This window comes from Brevibacterium sp. HMSC22B09 (assembly GCF_001806795.1).
GTDB classification, from domain to species: Bacteria; Actinomycetota; Actinomycetes; order Actinomycetales; family Brevibacteriaceae; genus Brevibacterium; species Brevibacterium ravenspurgense.
In genome coordinates, this window is record NZ_KV785995.1 from 25,010 (window position 1) to 42,764 (window position 17,755).

Sequence of the window (17,755 nt, forward strand, 5' to 3'; positions counted from 1 at the left end):
AAAGGGCACGAGGTGCCGGTCAGCTGTCGCTGCGGGGCGCCTCTTCATCAGGTTCAGGCCCGTCATCTTCCGAACCGTTGCCATCACCCTTCGAGTATGTGCGCGGTTCGGGTCCGTTGCCGCGGAGTTTTTCGGCCCTGCGCTGTTCTTCCTGCTGGCGCTGCAGTTCGCGCAGGCGGCGCAGCTCAAGGTCGTCGGAGATCTTCTTGAGGTACTCCGGGTCGTTGTCAGGTGCGGCGGGCGCAGCCTTGCCAGCATCGGCTTTCTGTGCGAGGCCTCCGCGTCCGAACAGGTACCACAGCACAATTCCCACAATCGGCAGGAAGATGATGCTCGCAGCCCAGGCAGCCTTCGGCATCATCTTGACCCGAGAGGATTCAAAGGAAATGCAGTCGAAAAGGCTGTACAGGGCAAGAGCCGTGTAGATGACGATGATTGCGATCAGCAGGCGGGCCATGCACCCCATGGTAATGGCACCCACCCGACTACAATGTAGGCACCATGCGTGATTTCCTTCTGTACAACGCCGCCCGGATTGGCCTGCTGGCCGTTTCTGTTGCTGTCATCTGGTACTTCAGCGGCCCCAGCCTGCTGTCGACTGTCGTGGCCGTCATTGTCGCAACCCTGCTCAGCTACCTGCTGCTCAACGGGATGAAGCAGAAGGCCGTCCAGTCAATGACGGAGTGGACTGCTCAGCGCAGGAACCGCGGTCCTAAGGCTGGCAGCGACGAAGCGATCGAAGACGAAATCGACGAACAGCACCGCTGAACCCACCCGCGGGCAGCATGCTCGCTCAGAGCGCTAGGCCCATGCTCAACAGCACCGCGTAGACGAGTGCGGCCACACTGGTGTGCTTAATCGCCGGAACCAGCGCCTGACCGGTCTGCTGGTGGACGAGTGCGCGTACCGGCTTCATCACGAGGGCGACTGATGCGATTGCCAGAAGTGCGCCCGAATAGCCGGTGAGGATCGGCACGATCAGCAGCGGATACGGCAGGAACACAAGCGCTAGATAGGCGATGCGCGAACGACGATCACCTAGAAGCACCGCGAGTGTGCGCTTGCCTGCCTCGATATCGGTGGGGATATCGCGCAGATTGTTCACCATGAGCACAGCGCACGCATAGAGGCCCACGGCAACGGCTCCGGCCCAGGCGGCAGCACTGACACCGCCGGCCATCGTGTACGTGGTGCCGAGAGTCGCCACGAGCCCAAAGAAGATGAAAACAAAGACTTCGCCCAGGGCCATGTAGCCGTAGGGGTGTTTGCCGCCCGTGTAGTACCAGGCTGCAAGAACCGCGGCCACGCCCACCAGGAGCATCCACCAGGCGGCCGACAGGATCGTCAACAGGAGCCCCGCAAAGCCGGCAATGCCAAAACAGATGAAGGCTGCCCGCTTGACCTGTTCGGGTGGGATGAGCCCGCTGGCGGTCAGTCGCATAGGGCCCACGCGGTCGTCGTCGGTGCCGCGAATGCCGTCGGAATAGTCATTCGCGTAGTTCGAGCCGATCTGCAGCGCCAAAGCCACAATGAGGGCCAGAAGCGCCTTGAACAGAAGCATCCAGCCGTTGACGTTGTCGTCGACCGTGGGGTCCACTGAGCCGATCACCAGGTCAGACAGGCCGCCCAGCTGGCCGAGTGCCGCACCAGCGCCGAGGACGACGGGCGCGAATGCCAAAGGCAGCGTCCGAAGCCGTGCTCCGGAAATCCACAGCTGCAATTTATTCGCCACGTTCGTCCGTCCTCGTATCAGTTGAATCCTGTATCAGCTCAGGCGGTGACTCTGCCAGGTCAGCTTCTTCTGCACCAGCTGGCCTCACCTCTGCCACGTCCGGCTCCGCATCGCCGTACACCATCCGCGCAGCAAGCGCGCGCGCCGCCGCACGGTCGGGTTTTCCGATGCCCTTGGCCGGAATCGCATCGACGGGGAGCACCCATCGGGGGATTTCAGCCGGGCCCAAAAGGTGCCGGAATCTGGTCTTCAGACTTACTGCCGAGTTTCGATAGTACTCCGCGCCCCGACCGCGCACGAGGAGAGCTCCAAGTTGTCCCCATTCGCGGTCCTCAACGGGTACCAGAAGAACCTCGTCAATCCCGTCATCGGCCAGTTCAGAAAGCAGCACCGCCTCGACAGCCAGGGGAGACACGTTAGTGCCGCCGGACTGGAAGACATCGTCGACCCGCCCGGTAATCGACAGCACTCCCGCACTGTCGAGGCGCCCCATGTCCGAGGTGAGGAACGTGCGCCTTCCGCTGGTGTCAGCAGTGAAACTGGGGTCTGGTTTGGGCGTAATCGAGTCGGGTTCCACCTCGACGTAGCCGTCAGCGACAACGGGGCCGCTCAGGGCGACCCGCCCGTCATCCTCAATGCGCACGTCAACCTGCGGGAACGCGCGGCCGTCATAGACGCACCCTCCGCCGGTCTCAGACATGCCGTAGGTGCGGACAATCCTCAGGCCAGCCTGCCGTGCGGCCTGAGCCGTGTGGGGGTGCAACGACGCTCCGCCGACGAGCAGAGCATCGAACCTTGCCGCTTGCGAGACCGCCCGCGGATCACGCAGGATGCGGGTCAGCTGGGTTGGAACCAACGAGGCGTAGGCGGGTTCTGACTGACCGGCACCGAAGAATTCCTCGGCTTGGTCAGCAAAACTTTCAGCCGTGAAGTGCCCACGGCCGTCAAACGGTACGGTGCCAGAGCGCAGCGAACGAAGAATCACCTGGGCTCCGGCAATGTGGTCCGGTGCCAAGCACAGAAACCAGCGGCCAGGCCCGGACAGGGCGTCCTCGGTCGCCGCCGCTGACGCCCGCAGCGCCTCAGCTGACAGCGCCACGCCCTTCGGACGGCCGGTCGAACCGGAAGTGAATACAACCAGCGCCGGCGGTGCGCTCGCAACACCCTCAGTCCCCCCGTTCCCAGGTGAGTCGGCGCTGCCAGCGCTCCCGGCGCCTCGCCAGCTGGAAAGCGGGTAGGCGGTCAGGTGCTTGACACCACCGCCTGGCAGCACGGCAATGTGCCGGCCTGCCAGCGCGTCAGCGAAGACGCGGCTGGCCTCAGCCGGTGTGGGTGAGGGGAATGCGGTGGGCACTGGCGGCCGTCAGTAGTACCAGGGGAACGGTGTCCAGTCGGGGTCGCGCTTCTGAAGGAAGCTGTCCCGGCCCTCAACGGCTTCGTCCGTCATGTAGCCCAGGCGGGTGGCCTCGCCGGCAAACACCTGCTGGCCCATGAGTCCATCGTCCACCAGGTTGAACGCGAACTTCAGCATGCGCTGAGCGTTGGGGGACTTGCCCAAGATTTCGCGAGCCATCTGCAGGGCGGCCTCTTCGAGATCAGCGTGGTCGACGACCTCGTTGACAGCACCCATATCGGCCATGTCCTGCGCCGAGTAGGTGCGGCCCAGGAAGAAGATTTCGCGTGCCTTCTTCTGGCCGACCATCTTCGCCAGGTACGCCGAACCGTAGCCCGCGTCATAGGAGCCGACATCAGCATCGGTCTGCTTGAACTTGGCGTGTTCGCGGCTGGCGATCGTCATGTCGCACACCACGTGCAGCGAGTGACCGCCGCCGGCAGCCCAACCGGGCACAACAGCAATGACGATTTTCGGCATGGTGCGGATGAGACGCTGAACTTCAAGAATGTGCAGACGGCCTGCACGTGCCGGGTCGACCGATTCGGCGGTTTCACCGGATGCGTACTGGTAGCCGGAACGACCGCGAATGCGCTGGTCACCGCCGGAGCAGAACGCCCAACCGCCGTCCTTGGGGCTGGGGCCGTTGCCGGTCAGCAGCACCGCGCCGACGTCGGATGTCTGGCGGGCGTGGTCGAGGGCGCGGTAGAGCTCGTCGACCGTGTGGGGGCGGAAGGCGTTGCGCACTTCGGGCCTGTCGAAGGCGATGCGCACCGCGCCGATGTCCGCACCGTTTTCGTCAATGGCCCGGTGGTACGTGATGTCGGTGAAGTCAAAGCCCTGGACTTCGCGCCAGCGGCTGGGGTTGAAGATTTCCGAAACGCTCATGCTCCCACTCTATTAGGCTCACCTGGTTCCGCCGCACATAACGGCCGAACACCGCCGCCTGCAGCCCGCGATCGCTACTCTGGGGCCATGCCGTATTCGCTGTCTGCCGCCCATCTGCCCGCTGATCTGCCTTCTGATTTGCCAGCTGACCCGCGCGAGTTCTTCACCGATGTTCGCGTGGTCGAACTGCCGATGACCACCCGGTTTCGCGGCATCACATCGCGGCAGGTGTGCCTGCTGCGCGGACCGGAAGGCTGGGCCGAGTTCAGCCCCTTCCCCGAATACGGGCCACAGGAGGCTCACCGCTGGCTGGCCGCGGCCATCGAGTTCTCACTCAACCCGCACGGGTCCGCGGGTCTGCTGACCCCGGGGACCTCCACCTCGTCAGCCTCACCTGCCAAAGCTCACGAGGTGCCGCCGGCACCCGCTTATTCCGGACGGTTGTCGGGGGCCCGGGTGCCGGTCAACGGCACCGTCCCCGCGGTCAGTGCGGAAGACGTTCCTGGGGTGCTTGACCGCTTTGACGGCGTGGGCGTTTTCAAAATCAAAATCGCCGAACACGGTGCTGCCAGCAAAGACGCTGACGTGGCGCGCGTGCGGGCAGTCCTGGCAGCAGCCCCGAACGCGAAGATCCGCCTGGACGCCAACGGCAAACTCAGCATTGACGAAGCCGTGGCACACCTGCGGAAACTTATTACCCTGGACGGTTTTGTGCAGCGGCTGGAGTACGTCGAACAGCCGGTTGCGAACGTCGAGGACATGGCTCGGCTGCGCGAACGACTGCAGGCCGACAGCGAACTGTGCGGCATCAGGATTGCGGCGGATGAAAACATTCGCCGCTCTGATGACCCTCTGCGGGTCGCACAGTTGGGCGCGGCCGATCACATTGTCGTTAAGGCCCAACCGCTGGGCGGGGTTGCCGCGGCGGTCAGGATTGTTCAGTCCTGCGGTCTGCCGGCAACCGTGTCGAGCGCTCTGGAATCATCCATCGGTTTGGCTGCGGGAGCTCAGCTGGCGCTCGCCCTTGCACAGCTCGGCGGGCAACGTGAACCCTGGGCTGCCGGTCTGGGCACTGCGTCCCTGTTGGCCGCCGATGTTGTTGATCACCCGCGCAGGCCTCACGGCGGCACCATCAGCACCGACCCGATGGACGTGAGCGTTCAGCTGGCCGAAGACCACCGGGCCCCGGCAGAAGCGCAAGAGTGGTGGCTTGCCCGCCTGGCCGCCTGCTGGAAGCTGCTGCGGGAAGCGTGATCAGTCGAGCTTGCTGACGATGCTGCTGATGGTCTTCGCGGCAGTTTCCGGCTTGCCGCTGTGGTTGATGACTGCCGCGACGACCGTATTGTCCTTTGCCGCGGTGATGGTGGTGATGCTGAGCTTCTGCCCGTGGAAGTCAACGTCAGCAGACGTCGATACAGCGTCGTCAGCCCCGTCGACCTCGACGTCCTCAACCGTGACACTGGTTTCAACCGTTTCGTCGGCGATTGTCACTTTCATGGTTGAGCAGTCCTGCCCGGCTTTGCGCGCGTTCTCAACGACGGACGTGAGCTTGGCGCCCTCCGCGTTGGCGGCTGCGAAGTAGGATGCCGAATCAGTTTTTGCGCTCAGCCCGGCGTCTGTGCCCAGATCTGCACCCTGAGTGGCATCGAGCAGCACACGGCACTGTTCTGGTTCGACGGATGCGCTTTCGAGAAGCTGTCCGGGATCGGCGTTTTCGGGACTGACTTCGGACGGCTCCATTCCTGCGGCTTCCATGGCCCGGCGCAGGTCTCCGGTGGAGTGCACGGCTTCATCTGCGCCCTGTTGGGAGTTGCTGGCCGTTGTCTGCTCAGCTGCCGGACCGCTCTGCTCGTTCCCGGCTTGGCCGCATCCCGTCAGTGCGAGTGCGGTGACTGCCAGACTTGCTGTGAGCCGCTTCATCCGGATCCCTTCTGTTGTCAGCCGCCGCCTTTGGGCAGCTTTTTTGGTTTGCGTGAGCGTTCCATGGTTGCAGATTTGTCTGAGTCTTTTCTCTGCCCCCGGATGATGACTTCTGTCACCGCGGCCTGGCCCCACGTGCGGAAGTGCTTTGTGCGGTTGCCGGGCACGATCGGGTCGTGCAGGGCCGCTCCCATCTGTCCGGTGATCGAAATGGCTCCCGAGGCGTCGGCCCGGGTTGTGTACGGGTTGACTCCCAGCGGGCTCCTGACGGTGATGGATGCTTCCGCGCCGGGCATGAACATGGGCGGGGAGGTGACTCGGAAGGTCCCGGCGCCGTTGAGTGTGAAGCCGGAGGGGCTCACATCGCCGAAGGTGACGATCTGCGGGCGGCGGCGCGATATTTCGACTTTCCACCCGTAGATCTCAAAGACGGGCAGACCGCTGATGAAGGTGAACGGCGCCCCGTCTGCCACACTCGTCCAGAATCGCGGCCGGGGATCGCGGCTGGGTGTGCCGGTGGGGCTGCGATCGAGGTCCGCCTGTGTGGCGTGGGCAAGCCACGCCTTGAGTTCGCGCTGCCAGGCAAACCAGTTGTGCATCCCGGTCTCGCGGGGAGCCCACGCGTGTTTGATGCCCAGTTCGCCGAGCCTTTCGGCAAAGCGCCCGCCGTGGTTGTGCAGGTGGGCTTCCATGACGTCGGCGCTTTCGCTGCTGTTTTCAGCGTCGTCGGGAGTTCCGGACCCGGCTGACAGCCAGATGTCGAGCCCGCGGAGGTTTTCTGCGAGGTCATACGGCGAGTTCGCCTCCCACCGGGCATCGCCGTCTTTGAACGAACCGAACAGCGAATCCGCGGGTGCTCCGGCGCGCAGCGCGAGGATTTCAAACAGCGGGGGAGCGGCCTGTGGGATGAGCGGGGAGGAAAACGCAGCGGCGGCAGCGTAGAGGTCGGGCCGCCAGGCGGCGTACTTCATGGCTCCGTAGCCGCCCATGGAAAGCCCCGCGGCCACGCGCAGTTCGGGGCATGTCGAATAGAGGTCGCCTATCAGCATGGGCAGTTCGCGCACATGGAATTCGGGCCAGTCCTCGACATGGCCGGGTGCCAGTTCGTGACGCGAGTAGACGGCCGCCCCGGCGTCGGGCATGACCACGAGGAAACGGCTGCCGCGGGTGTGCAGTTCCGCCCGCCCCAAGTCCGTCCACGAACGGAAGTCATCGCCCCCGCCGTGGAACAGGAACAGCGGCACAGCGTGCTCCTGCGGGATGCCGGGCAGAAGAACTCGCACGCCGACGGTCCTGCCGAGAGCCGGCGAATAGACGAAGAACTCCCGCAGGCGGCGTGAGAGTTTGCGCTTTTCGCGCACGTGAACATGGGCGGCTTCGAAGCCGGTGGGCTCAGGGCCGAGAAACGATGTTGATTCGCTGTACGCCGGGTAGAGGCCGGCCGCACTGCGGCGGGCTGTGAGTGCTCGCACCGCGCGTGCTCCGACGGACATTCGCAGACTGCGCTTCACCATGGACCACCTCCGCAGCCCTCAGGCTACGGCGCATGCATGAACTGGAAGTAACGGTCACCTTGGACTGTCCTTGGAACCGCACTGGCGGCGGCAAAATCTGCGATGCCCCGGAAGCGGTCAGCAGAGAGCCTTCAGCGCTTGGCTGCTTTTTCCCTGCGGATGACAGCTTCGCGCGGCAGCAGAGTTCCGTGCTTGCCAGCCAGAAGCAGCAGCCCAATGCCGGCCAGCAGACCGAGGACGGCCGTGATGACAGAGCCTTCCAGGCCCATTGCCCCTCCCGTCAGCCATGGCGAGCCCGACCATTCAACCTGGAACAGGCCCACCGCCTCGCCCGTTCCGGAAACCGGGGACACGAAGATGAACGCCTGCACAAAGTTCCACGCGGCGTGAATGGCGATTGCCAACCACAGGCGGCGGGTCAGGAGGTAGGCCCCACCCAGCAGGAGCCCCGCCTCGATCGCAATGAAGATCGCACCCGACAGCGTTGCATCGGGGTTGCCCAGGTGCACAAGGCCGAAGATCGCGCTGGTGATGAGCAGGGAGGGCACCCAGCCCCACCAGGCGTCGAAGATGCGCAGGAGGAAACCGCGGAACAGCAGCTCCTCCGTAAACGCCGGCCCAAGACCAACCCCCAGAGCCAGGACAAAAGCCGGCAGAAGCTCCTCACGCGGCGTAATACCAGTGATTCGGAAGCCACCGAACAGCGCGATAACACCAACAGAAACACCGAGAACAGCAGTAGCGAGACCGGTACCCATGAGGATTTCCGTCACCTTGTTCTTACCCCGCAGGCCGTGGCCGGGAGCGCCCGCAATAAACCGCATGATCAGCAGGTACAGGACGAACATGGTGACAGCGCCGGCCATCAGCCCGAACCCGAAGCCGTACGAATCCGTGGCCTCTGGGCCCAAACCAGCGGTCAGGGAGTCCAGCCGGCCAACCCCCACAATCGCCGCGTAGACGAGAATCGTCACCACCTGTGCAATGACAAAAGCTGCGATGCCGGCAACCAGCTGCCAGATTCGGTGGGAGTCGGGACGCTTGAAATCCGGGATCTCCGGCGTCGGCGCGTCCGCATAGGGGTTGGGAGGGTAGACCATGAGGGCCATTCTAGAGTCTGGTTGAATCGGGTGCGTGAATACTTCCACCGCAGCTGCGCGCACGATCGCTCTGAACCTCATCCAGCGCGGTTTTGAGCACGTTGTCATTGCTCCCGGCTCCCGTTCGGCACCGCTGACCTACGCCTTCGCCGAACTCGCCGACGCCGGGCTGGTGAACACCCACGTGCGCATTGACGAACGCGATGCCGCTTTCTTCGGGCTGGGACTGGCCAAGGGGCTGCGCCGGACGGCGGTGGCTGAAGCGGCTGTGGCAGAGGCGGCCGGTGAGACCGGCAGTGCCGCTGGGGACACCGCCCCGCGCACACCGGGCCTGGTCGCAGTGCTCACCACATCGGGCACCGCGGTCGCGAACCTCCACCCAGCGGTGCTGGAGGCCTCGTACTCGCAGATTCCGCTGCTCATCCTCAGCGCTGACCGGCCCGAGCGGCTGCGCCGCACGGGAGCCAACCAGACCATTGACAGGCAGTCGCACCTGCTGAGCGATGTTCGGCTGCGCTTTGATGTTCCGGTCGAAGCTGACGAGGCGTCGCTCACCTCCGCCGTGCACGCGGCGGCTGCCGCTGCGGTCGGCTCTGAGGGTGCCGGAGCGGGCATGAACGCCCCCTACGCCATGAGCTCTGGACTGCGCGGCCTGTCCACACCGGGGCCCGTCCAGTTCAACGTGCAGTTCGACGGGGAACTCACGCCGGAGGCAGAAGACATGCCGTGGCGTCCGGAATTCGGCGAGGTCGAGCGCCTCGAACACCGCCCGCACGTACATGCCGGCTTTGCGCAGGCACTCGAAATGCTCAGCCGTCCGGGAACTGTTCTGCTGGCAGGCAACGACTGTGACTACGGCGCACGCAGGGTCGAAGAGCTTGCCGCAGCCTTCGGGGTGCCGGTTTTTGCGGAACCTTCCTCACCCTTGTTCCACTTGTCGGTGCCAGGCCACCCGGGGGTTCTTGATGGCAATCTGACCGAAACCATCACGGGTGTTGTGCGCACCGGCAGGCTCACCCAGTACCGTCAGGACCAGCGGCTGTTGGCGAACCTGCCCACAGCAGAAATCCAAGCTGACCTCGACTGGGCGCTCGCAGATGAATACGGCTCCTACCTGGCCTCGGCCGGGCTCGCCGGCCAGGCCGCAGACGCTGACACGCAGCGGTGGGCTCGCAGCGCCGCATCGGAATCTCACATCCAGCGGGCCGCCGGCGTGCGCGAAACCCTGCTGAGCCGCAGCACAGGTGAGATCGCAGATCAGCTGAGCGTCACCTCGGACATCCACTCCCAGCACCGTGCAGCAGCAGCCAAATGGCACGAGGTGCCGCCCACCTCGGCAGAACAGCCGACCGGAGCCGCAGTGGTCGGGGAGATTGTCCACGGGGCCGCCCAGAATGCTGCCGAGCACGGCACCGTGGCTCAGGTTTTCCTCGCCAGTTCGAATTCGGGCCGCTACGCTTCCGCGCTCGCCGGGGACGAGGCCCTGGAACACGTGCAGATGAGCGCAAGCCGGGGACTCGCGGGAATTGACGGGCTGATCGCGACAGCGGCCGGTATGGCGCTGACCGGGCCCGTATCGAAGGAGTGCCCGCTGCGGTTGATCATCGGGGACGTTGCCGCCCTGCACGACGTGGGCGGACTGCTGCGCGAGGGTGCAGATGACGGTCTGCCCACCCTGCAGATTTTCGTCCTCAATGACGACGGCGGAGCGATTTTCGGCGGTCTGGAACACGGTGCCGAGCACCTCAGCGGACATTTTGCGCGGTATTTCGCCACCCGGCACGGACGGAACTTCCGCGCTCTCGCCGAAGCCTATGACTGGCCGTATCAGCCGGCGACGGTCGATGGTCTGCGCCGCCTGGCGAAGGCCGGCAGCGCTGGGCTTTGCGAAGTGCCGCTGGACTGAATCTGCTGCGGGGCGTTTGTTGAGGCTGAGCTGTCAGCCATGGACCGTTAGGGACGGCTGAGGCCGAGCGCCTGCAACATGGGGCCAAGCTTCGCCCATGACTCTGCGAGTTCTGACTGCGGGTCTGAATCCGGCATGATTCCGCCGCCGGCCCACAGCCGAATGCGGGTGCGCGATTCCAGCTGGCCGCAGCGCAGAGCGATGCCCAGCTGGCCGTTGCCCGCGCCGTCAATCCATCCGACTGGCCCTGCGTAGCGACCGCGGTCAGCCCGTTCGATGCGTGCGATTTCGCGCATGGCCTCGTTGCGTGGCACTCCGCCGACCGCAGCTGTGGGGTGAATGCTCTTGGCCAGATCGATGATCGACGGGCGGTCTTCTGGCCTGCCGGACGGGGAATCGAGAGTGCCGTGGGCATCGCTGGCCAGGTGAATGACATTGGGCAGGGTCAACAGATACGGCTGTTCGTCAACGTGGAGGTCGCTGCTGTAGGGCCGCAGGCACTCTTCCAGGGAGCGGGTGGCGTAGACGTGCTCCTGGGAGTCTTTCGCACCGGCGAGCTGCTGGCGGGCCTGCGCAAGTTCAGCTTGGGCGTCATCGCGCACCTGATAAGTGCCGGCAAGAACGCGAGAGCGCACAACGCCGTCCTGCACGCCCACCAGAAGTTCCGGTGTCGCCCCGATCAGGCCGGCCACATTGAATGTCCACGTGGCGGGGTAGGCGGCGTTGAGTGCGCCGAGCACCGCACGCACATCGATGTCGTGCTCTGTATCGACAACCGCGTCGCGAGCAACAACGATCTTCTTGAACTGGCTGCCGGGCGCCCGCATGAGTTCGACGGCTTCGGACACATTGCGGATGTGCTGTTCCTGGCTGATGCGCCCATCGTGCAGGGAGGCACCCGTAACCGGGGTCAGAGCTGCGGCTTCAAGCGTGAAATCGTCGTCAGCGCCGCCTTCCGGGCTGATGGAGGTCAGCCATACGCGTTCGTGCCGGCGGCCCATGATGAAGCGCGGAATGTCAATGACGGAATCCGTGTCGGAATCATCCGTGAAGGAAATTGCCGTGAAGCCCACCAGGCCCGATCCCGGCAGATTCACCGAGTCTTCGACCAGCGCGCGCTGTGCCACCGTACGCCACTGCTGTGACAGCTGGTCGAAACGCGTGCGGCCTTCAACGGTTTCACCGCCTGTGGCGCGCAGTCGTGCAACCCGGCCGAAGCCCACCAGACCAGAGTGGCCGCGCACCCAGCAGTTGAACGTGTCTTGGGGCAGCTGTGCCAAGAATTCGTGTACGGTCGACGGCAGACCGTGGGCAAAGGGCGCCGGCGCGTGGGGGTCAACACCGTCAATGAACCACGAGCGCACCCGCAGGGAAACTGAATCGCTGAGCACACGGCCAGTCTAATGAGGGGGCGCTGACATCGGCGCTGACACGGTGCTTGTACCGGCCCGATTAGCTCCCCGCGGGGCGGGGCTGAGATTATGAGACACATGAATCGCGCTCACCTGGATAAGAACAAGGCGGACGTCGCATCGATGTTCGACGCTGTTGCCGAACGCTACGACATCACCAACGACGCCATGACCTTCGGCATTTCGCGCTGGTGGCGCGTGGAGATCACCCGATCGGTCGACCCGAAGCCCGGTGAGCTCATCCTCGACCTGGCGGCTGGAACCGGCTCCAGCTCGGTGCCGTACGCCCAGCGCGGAGCCACCGTCATCGCCGGTGACATCAGTGAGGGAATGCTTGCTGTGGGCCGGCGCCGTCATCCCGAAATCCAGTTCCAGTACGCCGATGCGACTGACCTCGAGTTCGACGACAACACCTTCGACGTTGTCACCATCACCTACGGCTTCCGGAACGTGCAGGAGCCGCAGAAGGCGCTGAAGGAAATGCTGCGCGTTCTCAAACCCGGCGGCCGGCTGGTCATCGCGGAGTTCTCCACCCCGACGTTCACGCCGTTTGCGCGCTTCTACAAGGAGTACATCATGCGGGCGCTGCCGGCAGTGGCAAAGGCCGTGAGCTCGAACCCGGAAGCCTACGTGTACCTCGCTGAGTCGATCCGCGCGTGGCCGGCCCAGCTGCCGCTTGCCCACATGATCCGCGACGCAGGCTTTGATCAGGTCAAGTACCGCAACCTCACCGGCGGTATCGTCGCCATCCACCACGCTCTCAAGCCCTCCGGTGATGCACTGTGAAAAACGTCGATGCCGATGTTGTCATCGTCGGCGCCGGGCCCGCTGGATCCGCGGCGGCCGCACACTTGGCTCACGCCGGGCTCGATGTGGCGCTGCTGGAGAAGACCGCGTTCCCGCGCGACAAAATCTGCGGTGATGCGCTGACACCCCGCGCGGTCAAAGAGCTCGGTCACCTGGGCTTCTCGCTGCCCGATGAGGCGGGCTGGCACCGCAACCGCGGCCTGCGGCTGATCGGCGGGGGCCACCGAATGGAAATCCCGTGGCCGGACGTGACGGGCTTCCCGTCCTACGGTCTGACGCGCGCTCGCATGGACCTCGACGAACAGCTGGCCCGGCATGCCGAAAAGCAGGGTGCTGTCGTGTACCAGCAGATGTCAGCGGAAGAACCCGTTTTCAACAACGGGTGGATTGCCGGCATCCGCGCAGTTCCCGCTGACGCCAAGGGCAGGAAGCTGCGTGCTGACAAGGACGGTGAGGCAGCGGAGGAAGTCTTCTTTCGTGCTCCCATCGTGATTGCGGCAGACGGCGTGAGCGCCCGCACCGCAGTGCAGATGGGCCACCGCAAACGCGACGATCGACCCATGGGCGTGGCAGTGCGCACCTACTACGACTCACCGCGGCATGACGACCCTTTCATCGAATCGTGGCTTGAGCTGCGCAGCCCCGACGGGGAACCCATGCCCGGTTACGGGTGGCTCTTCCCCTTGGGAGACGGAACCGTCAACGTGGGGCTCGGCATCCTCAACACCAGCCCGCAGTTCGGCAAGGTCAACTACCAGAACGTGCTCAAGGACTGGATTGCCGCAATGGGCGGCGAATGGGGCATCGGCGGTGCGGACGGCACCGAGGGAATGCGCCAGCCCATCCGCTCCGCCGCGCTGCCGATGGCGTTCAACCGCACTCCGCACTTTGACCGCGGCGTCATGCTGCTGGGCGATGCCGCGGGCATGGTCAATCCGTTCAACGGCGAGGGCATCGACTACGCCTTCGAGCAGGCACGGATTGCCGCCGAGATCATCACCACCTACCGCGGCTTCCCGCAGGCGGCCTACAGGAACAAGCTCGCCGGGTTCAGCAAAGCCGTTAAGGACGAGTACGGCAGCTACTTCACGCTGGGGCGGGGCTTCGCCCACCTCATCGGCCAGCCGAAGGTCATGGAACTGGGACTCAAATACGGTATGGGTTCGCGCCACCTGATGAATTTTGCGGTCAAACTGTTGGCTAATCTTTACGAAGACGATCCGCGGGCACACCGCGACCTGCACGACCGCGCGGTTCAGGCACTCATCACCGCTGTGCCGGCCACCTCGAATCAATAGCGGAGTGAACGTAGACTGAGGGGTCGTAGACCCACGGCACAGCCGAAACGACTGACAACCTGAGGAAAGAGAAGACGACGATGGCACCTTCTGGCGAAGCCAGCGCGCCCTCCGCACAGCCGGGGACACAGCCCAAACCGGGTGCTTTCGCCGCTGTCGGCGCTGATCTCAGCGCCAACCTCGATCGTCAGCTTCAGCAGGTTGAGACGCTCCTGAACGAAACCGTGCGCCAGACCAGCCGTCTGGCTGACGAATCGTCCCGTTATCTTCTGTCTGCCGGCGGCAAGCGCGTACGCCCGTCGCTGGTTCTTCTGGCCGCGCAGTGGGCAGCTCAGCTGACCCCCGGGGCTGACGCTGACAGCTTTGACGTTGTGAAAGCCGGTGCCGTTGTCGAACTGACGCACCTGGCCACGCTCTACCACGATGACGTCATGGACGAAGCTCCCGTTCGCCGCGGAGCCCCGGCAGCGCACCACGTGTGGAACAACTCGGTGGCCATCCTCACAGGCGATGTTCTTCTGGCCCGGGCCTCCAGCCTGTGCTCTGAACTGGGGCCGCGTGCCGTGCTGCTGCAGTCTGAAACCTTTGAGCGTTTGGTTCTCGGCCAGCTCAGTGAGTACACCGGCCCTGAAGACGAGGCCGACCCGATTGCGCACCACATCCGCGTCCTGTCGGACAAAACCGGCTCGCTCATTGCCGCGTGCGGTGAGTTTGCGGTTCTGGCTTCCGGCGGTTCGCCCGAACTTGTGGAGCCTTTGCGCGAGTACGGCGAAAACGTCGGCGTTGCCTTCCAGCTGGCTGACGACATCATCGATCTGGCCTCAGACGAAGCCGATTCCGGCAAGACTCCCGGCACTGACCTGCGCGAGGGCGTGCCCACAATGCCGACGCTGCTGCTGCGCCGCGAAGCCGCGGCGGGGGATTCCGAAGCGCAGCAGATCGTCGAGCTGCTGGATGCCGACCTGTCCTCGGACGAAGCTCTTGAAGCTGCGCGCACGGCACTTGTTGCCCACCCCGTAATGGAGGCTGCTCGCGCTGAGGCTCGCCGTTGGTCGGCCAAGGCCGTTGACGCTCTGCGCGACCTTCCTGACGGGCCCATCAAGTCGGCTTTCGAACTGTTCGCCGCCGGTGTGGTCAACCGGGTGGGCTGACCCATTCCCGTTCAGCGCCCGTGGCATAGCCGACTTCAGCCGGCAGTCGGTTCGTCCACGTTTGCAGCGGTGTGCAGCACCGCCCGCTTTGCCCGGCGTGCGCGATTGCCGGCGTGAATCGAATCCGCACCGATGAGTGCGACCGTCACCCAGATGATGATGAAGCCCCACCACTGTCCGCGCGACATGTGTTCACCGAAGATCAGCAGTGCGGTGAGGAACTGCAAGGTCGGGGTGATGTACTGCATCATGCCAACCCAGCTGAGCGGAATCCGGCGGGTGGCCGCAGAGAACAGCAGCAGGGGAATGGCGGTGATCGGTCCCATGAATACAAGCAGGACGGCGTGCCAGGCGCCTTCCGTCGTGAAAGTGCCGAGCCCCTGTGATTCCACGACAGCGAGCATGGCGATGCTGGGGAGCGTGAGGATGAAGGACTCGATTGTCAGGCCTTCGAGTGCGCCGACGCGGGAACCGACCTTGGACTTCACAAGACCGTAGAGGCCGAAGCTGACAGCTACGGCCAGGCCCAGCCAGGGCACGATGCCCTCGGAGATTGTGATCACGAGAACCGAGACGAGCCCCAGTCCCATTGCGGCCCACTGCAGGGGCCGCAGGCGCTCACGCAGGAAGATGATGCCAAGCGCCACTGTGATCAGCGGGTTGATGTAGTAGCCGAGCGCGACTTCTGTCACGCGGCCGGCTTGTACGCCGAGGATGAACACCAGCCAGTTGATGCCTACAAAAAGAGATGCGGCTGCCAGAGTGCCGAAGATCTTCGGTTTGCTCGCAAGCGTCCACGTGCGCCCTAGTCCGCGGGCAAAAACCAGCAGCAGTGTGCAGAACACCAAGCACCAGATGATCCGGTGGGCCAGGATTTCGAAGGCACCTGCCGGGGCGGCTGCCGCGAATATGAGCGGCATGCTTCCCCAGAACAGGTATCCGCCAATGCCCAGAATGAGCCCATCGCGGCGGCGGCGCGCTTCGTCAAAGGGAAGCTCTGTGCTCGCGGTGGACGCGCTGCTGGCGGGCGTCGTTGCCGCAGTGGCCTGAATCGGTGAAGAAGCTGAGTCGTCGGTCACATTCGCGAGTGTAGACCCGCATGTGGATGGGAAAGCAAGTATTCCTTAATAGAGCACAGCTTCATTTCCTAAATCGCGGTGCGTACAATTGACGGTCGGATATAGGGAAAGGTGATACTTTGAGTCGTCCTCTGCGCTTGGCCATTGTCGGTGCTGGTCCGGCGGGTATCTACGCCGCTGATCTCATGACCAAAGAAGAACGTGACTTCGATGTCAGCATCGATCTTTTCGAGCGCCTGCCGGCGCCCTTCGGTCTTGTTCGCTACGGTGTCGCACCCGACCACCCCCGCATCAAAGGCATCACGAACGCGCTCATCCGCGTAATGGACCGCCACCAGCTGCGCCTGTTCGGCAATGTCGACTATGGCACGGACATCACGCTGGAGGAACTGCAGGAGCACTACGACGCGGTCATCTTCTCCACCGGCTGCTTCATCGACACGAAGCTGCCGATCCCCGGTGTGGACCTTCCACGGTCCTACGGTGCCGCAGAGTTCGTCAACTGGTACGACTCCCACCCGGACGTGTCACAGGAATGGCCGCTGGAAGCTGAAAAGGTCGCCGTCATCGGCAACGGAAACGTCGCTCTGGACGTTGCGCGCATCCTCGCCAAGCAGGCTGATGACCTCCTGTCGACAGAGATTCCCGACCACGTGTACGAAGGTCTGAAGAAGAGTGCTGTCACCGACGTGCACATCTTCGGCCGTCGCGGTCCGGCGCAGGCGAAGTTCACCCCGCTGGAAATCCGCGAACTCGGTCAGGCGGACGACGTCGACATTGTGGTGTACCCGGAGGACTTCGAGTTCGACGAAGGCTCCATGGAGGCCATCCGCACATCCAACCAGGTCAAACAGGTCACCAAAACCCTCACCGACTTCACACTGCGCGAAGACACCGGCGCTAAGCGCCGCCTGCACCTGCACTTCCTGGAAGCTCCGGTCGAAATCGTCGGCGACGAAGAAACCGGTGTGACAGCCCTGCGCACGGAGCGTCAGGAACTCGACGGATCCGGCGGTGTCAACGGCACCGGCAAGACCACCGACTGGCCGATGGACGCCGTGTACCGCGCGGTCGGGTACTTCGGCACCAAGCTGCCGGAGCTGCCGTTTGATGAGCGCCGGGGTGTCATCACGAACATCGAAGGCCGCGTCATCGACGGTGAATCAATGGCCACCGCCCAGGCGGAAGACCACATTCCCGGCCTGTACACCACCGGTTGGATCAAGCGCGGTCCGGTCGGCCTGATCGGCCACACGAAGGGTGATGCCCTGGAGACCATCGGCCACATCATCGAAGACTACGAAGCAGGCCGCCTGCCCCAGCCGGCGAAGCCGGAAGAAGACGCGATTGTCGACCTGCTGGCCGACAAGGGCATCGACTACATCGACTGGGAGGGCTACCACCGCATTGAGGCTGCCGAAAAGGCCGCCGGTGAACCTCACGGCCGTGAGCGCATCAAGCTGGCCACACGCCAGGCAATGGTCGACGCGGCCAAGAAGATGGCCTAGTTCAGACCAGATTTCCCGAACACAGAGGGCGAGGCGGAATTCCGCCT

The 17,755-nt window shown here is 64.2% G+C and carries 16 protein-coding genes; 7 read left to right on the forward strand and 9 right to left on the reverse strand.

Going from position 1 to position 17,755, the window contains the following annotated elements; translation table 11 throughout:
- Positions 1-19: 19 nt before the first annotated feature.
- Complete coding sequence (locus HMPREF3087_RS00905) at positions 20-457, reverse strand: PLD nuclease N-terminal domain-containing protein (protein ID WP_176744991.1); 438 nt, start codon at positions 455-457, stop codon at positions 20-22.
- Positions 458-501: 44 nt separating this feature from the next.
- Between HMPREF3087_RS00905 and HMPREF3087_RS00910 the strand changes: the two genes are divergently transcribed.
- Positions 502-768: a DUF4229 domain-containing protein gene (locus HMPREF3087_RS00910; protein WP_019174596.1), complete on the forward strand. Its 267-nt coding sequence runs from the start codon at positions 502-504 to the stop codon at positions 766-768.
- A gap of 25 nt (positions 769-793) precedes the next feature.
- On the opposite strand, the gene HMPREF3087_RS00915 is transcribed toward HMPREF3087_RS00910, so the two are convergent.
- Genes HMPREF3087_RS00915 through HMPREF3087_RS00925 form a run of 3 tightly spaced genes read right to left on the reverse strand, consistent with a single transcriptional unit; the run spans position 794 to position 4,013 of the window.
- Positions 794-1,732: a 1,4-dihydroxy-2-naphthoate polyprenyltransferase gene (locus tag HMPREF3087_RS00915; protein ID WP_070427722.1), complete on the reverse strand. Its 939-nt coding sequence runs from the start codon at positions 1,730-1,732 to the stop codon at positions 794-796.
- The gene (locus tag HMPREF3087_RS00920) at positions 1,722-3,086 is read right to left on the reverse strand and encodes an AMP-binding protein (protein WP_070427723.1); all 1,365 of its coding nucleotides are present in this window, start codon (positions 3,084-3,086) and stop codon (positions 1,722-1,724) included. The genes HMPREF3087_RS00915 and HMPREF3087_RS00920 overlap by 11 nt, the downstream gene beginning before the upstream one ends.
- Positions 3,087-3,095: 9 nt before the next feature.
- Positions 3,096-4,013, reverse strand: a complete 918-nt coding sequence (locus tag HMPREF3087_RS00925) for a 1,4-dihydroxy-2-naphthoyl-CoA synthase (RefSeq protein ID WP_019174599.1) — start codon at positions 4,011-4,013, stop codon at positions 3,096-3,098.
- A gap of 87 nt (positions 4,014-4,100) precedes the next feature.
- Between HMPREF3087_RS00925 and HMPREF3087_RS00930 the strand changes: the two genes are divergently transcribed.
- A complete protein-coding gene (locus HMPREF3087_RS00930; RefSeq protein WP_083271954.1) occupies positions 4,101-5,267 on the forward strand; it encodes an o-succinylbenzoate synthase in 1,167 nt (388 codons plus the stop codon).
- Here HMPREF3087_RS00930 and HMPREF3087_RS00935 read toward each other — a convergent pair whose 3' ends face one another.
- The 3 genes from HMPREF3087_RS00935 to HMPREF3087_RS00945 form a co-directional block, all read right to left on the reverse strand.
- Positions 5,268-5,933, reverse strand: coding sequence for a hypothetical protein (locus HMPREF3087_RS00935; protein ID WP_070427724.1), 666 nt, complete (start codon positions 5,931-5,933; stop codon positions 5,268-5,270).
- 17 nt (positions 5,934-5,950) lie between these two features.
- Entirely contained in the window at positions 5,951-7,447 is a 1,497-nt protein-coding gene (locus HMPREF3087_RS00940; RefSeq protein WP_070427725.1) for an alpha/beta hydrolase, read from the reverse strand.
- Positions 7,448-7,578: 131 nt separating this feature from the next.
- Positions 7,579-8,547: a CPBP family intramembrane glutamic endopeptidase gene (locus HMPREF3087_RS00945; protein WP_070427735.1), complete on the reverse strand. Its 969-nt coding sequence runs from the start codon at positions 8,545-8,547 to the stop codon at positions 7,579-7,581.
- A gap of 34 nt (positions 8,548-8,581) precedes the next feature.
- Here HMPREF3087_RS00945 and HMPREF3087_RS00950 point away from each other — a divergent pair, with 34 nt between their 5' ends.
- Entirely contained in the window at positions 8,582-10,453 is a 1,872-nt protein-coding gene (locus tag HMPREF3087_RS00950) for a thiamine pyrophosphate-binding protein (RefSeq protein ID WP_070427726.1), read from the forward strand.
- A gap of 47 nt (positions 10,454-10,500) precedes the next feature.
- Here HMPREF3087_RS00950 and HMPREF3087_RS00955 read toward each other — a convergent pair whose 3' ends face one another.
- Entirely contained in the window at positions 10,501-11,844 is a 1,344-nt protein-coding gene (locus tag HMPREF3087_RS00955) for an isochorismate synthase (protein ID WP_070427727.1), read from the reverse strand.
- Between the two features lie 99 nt (positions 11,845-11,943).
- On the opposite strand from HMPREF3087_RS00955, the gene HMPREF3087_RS00960 reads away from it, so the two are divergent.
- The 3 genes from HMPREF3087_RS00960 to HMPREF3087_RS00970 all read left to right on the forward strand — a co-directional run bounded on the left by HMPREF3087_RS00960 (position 11,944) and on the right by HMPREF3087_RS00970 (position 15,121).
- Positions 11,944-12,651, forward strand: a complete 708-nt coding sequence (locus tag HMPREF3087_RS00960) for a demethylmenaquinone methyltransferase (protein WP_019174606.1) — start codon at positions 11,944-11,946, stop codon at positions 12,649-12,651.
- Positions 12,648-13,970: a geranylgeranyl reductase family protein gene (locus tag HMPREF3087_RS00965; RefSeq protein WP_070427728.1), complete on the forward strand. Its 1,323-nt coding sequence runs from the start codon at positions 12,648-12,650 to the stop codon at positions 13,968-13,970. The genes HMPREF3087_RS00960 and HMPREF3087_RS00965 overlap by 4 nt, the downstream gene beginning before the upstream one ends.
- Before the next feature lie 80 nt (positions 13,971-14,050).
- Positions 14,051-15,121, forward strand: a complete 1,071-nt coding sequence (locus HMPREF3087_RS00970; protein WP_070427729.1) for a polyprenyl synthetase family protein — start codon at positions 14,051-14,053, stop codon at positions 15,119-15,121.
- Positions 15,122-15,156: 35 nt separating this feature from the next.
- Here the strand turns inward: HMPREF3087_RS00970 and rarD are convergent, their stop codons facing one another.
- Positions 15,157-16,200, reverse strand: coding sequence for an EamA family transporter RarD (gene rarD, locus HMPREF3087_RS00975; protein WP_070427730.1), 1,044 nt, complete (start codon positions 16,198-16,200; stop codon positions 15,157-15,159).
- Positions 16,201-16,319: 119 nt separating this feature from the next.
- Between rarD and HMPREF3087_RS00980 the strand changes: the two genes are divergently transcribed.
- A complete protein-coding gene (locus tag HMPREF3087_RS00980) occupies positions 16,320-17,708 on the forward strand; it encodes an FAD-dependent oxidoreductase (RefSeq protein ID WP_256173007.1) in 1,389 nt (462 codons plus the stop codon).
- Positions 17,709-17,755 lie beyond the last annotated feature (47 nt).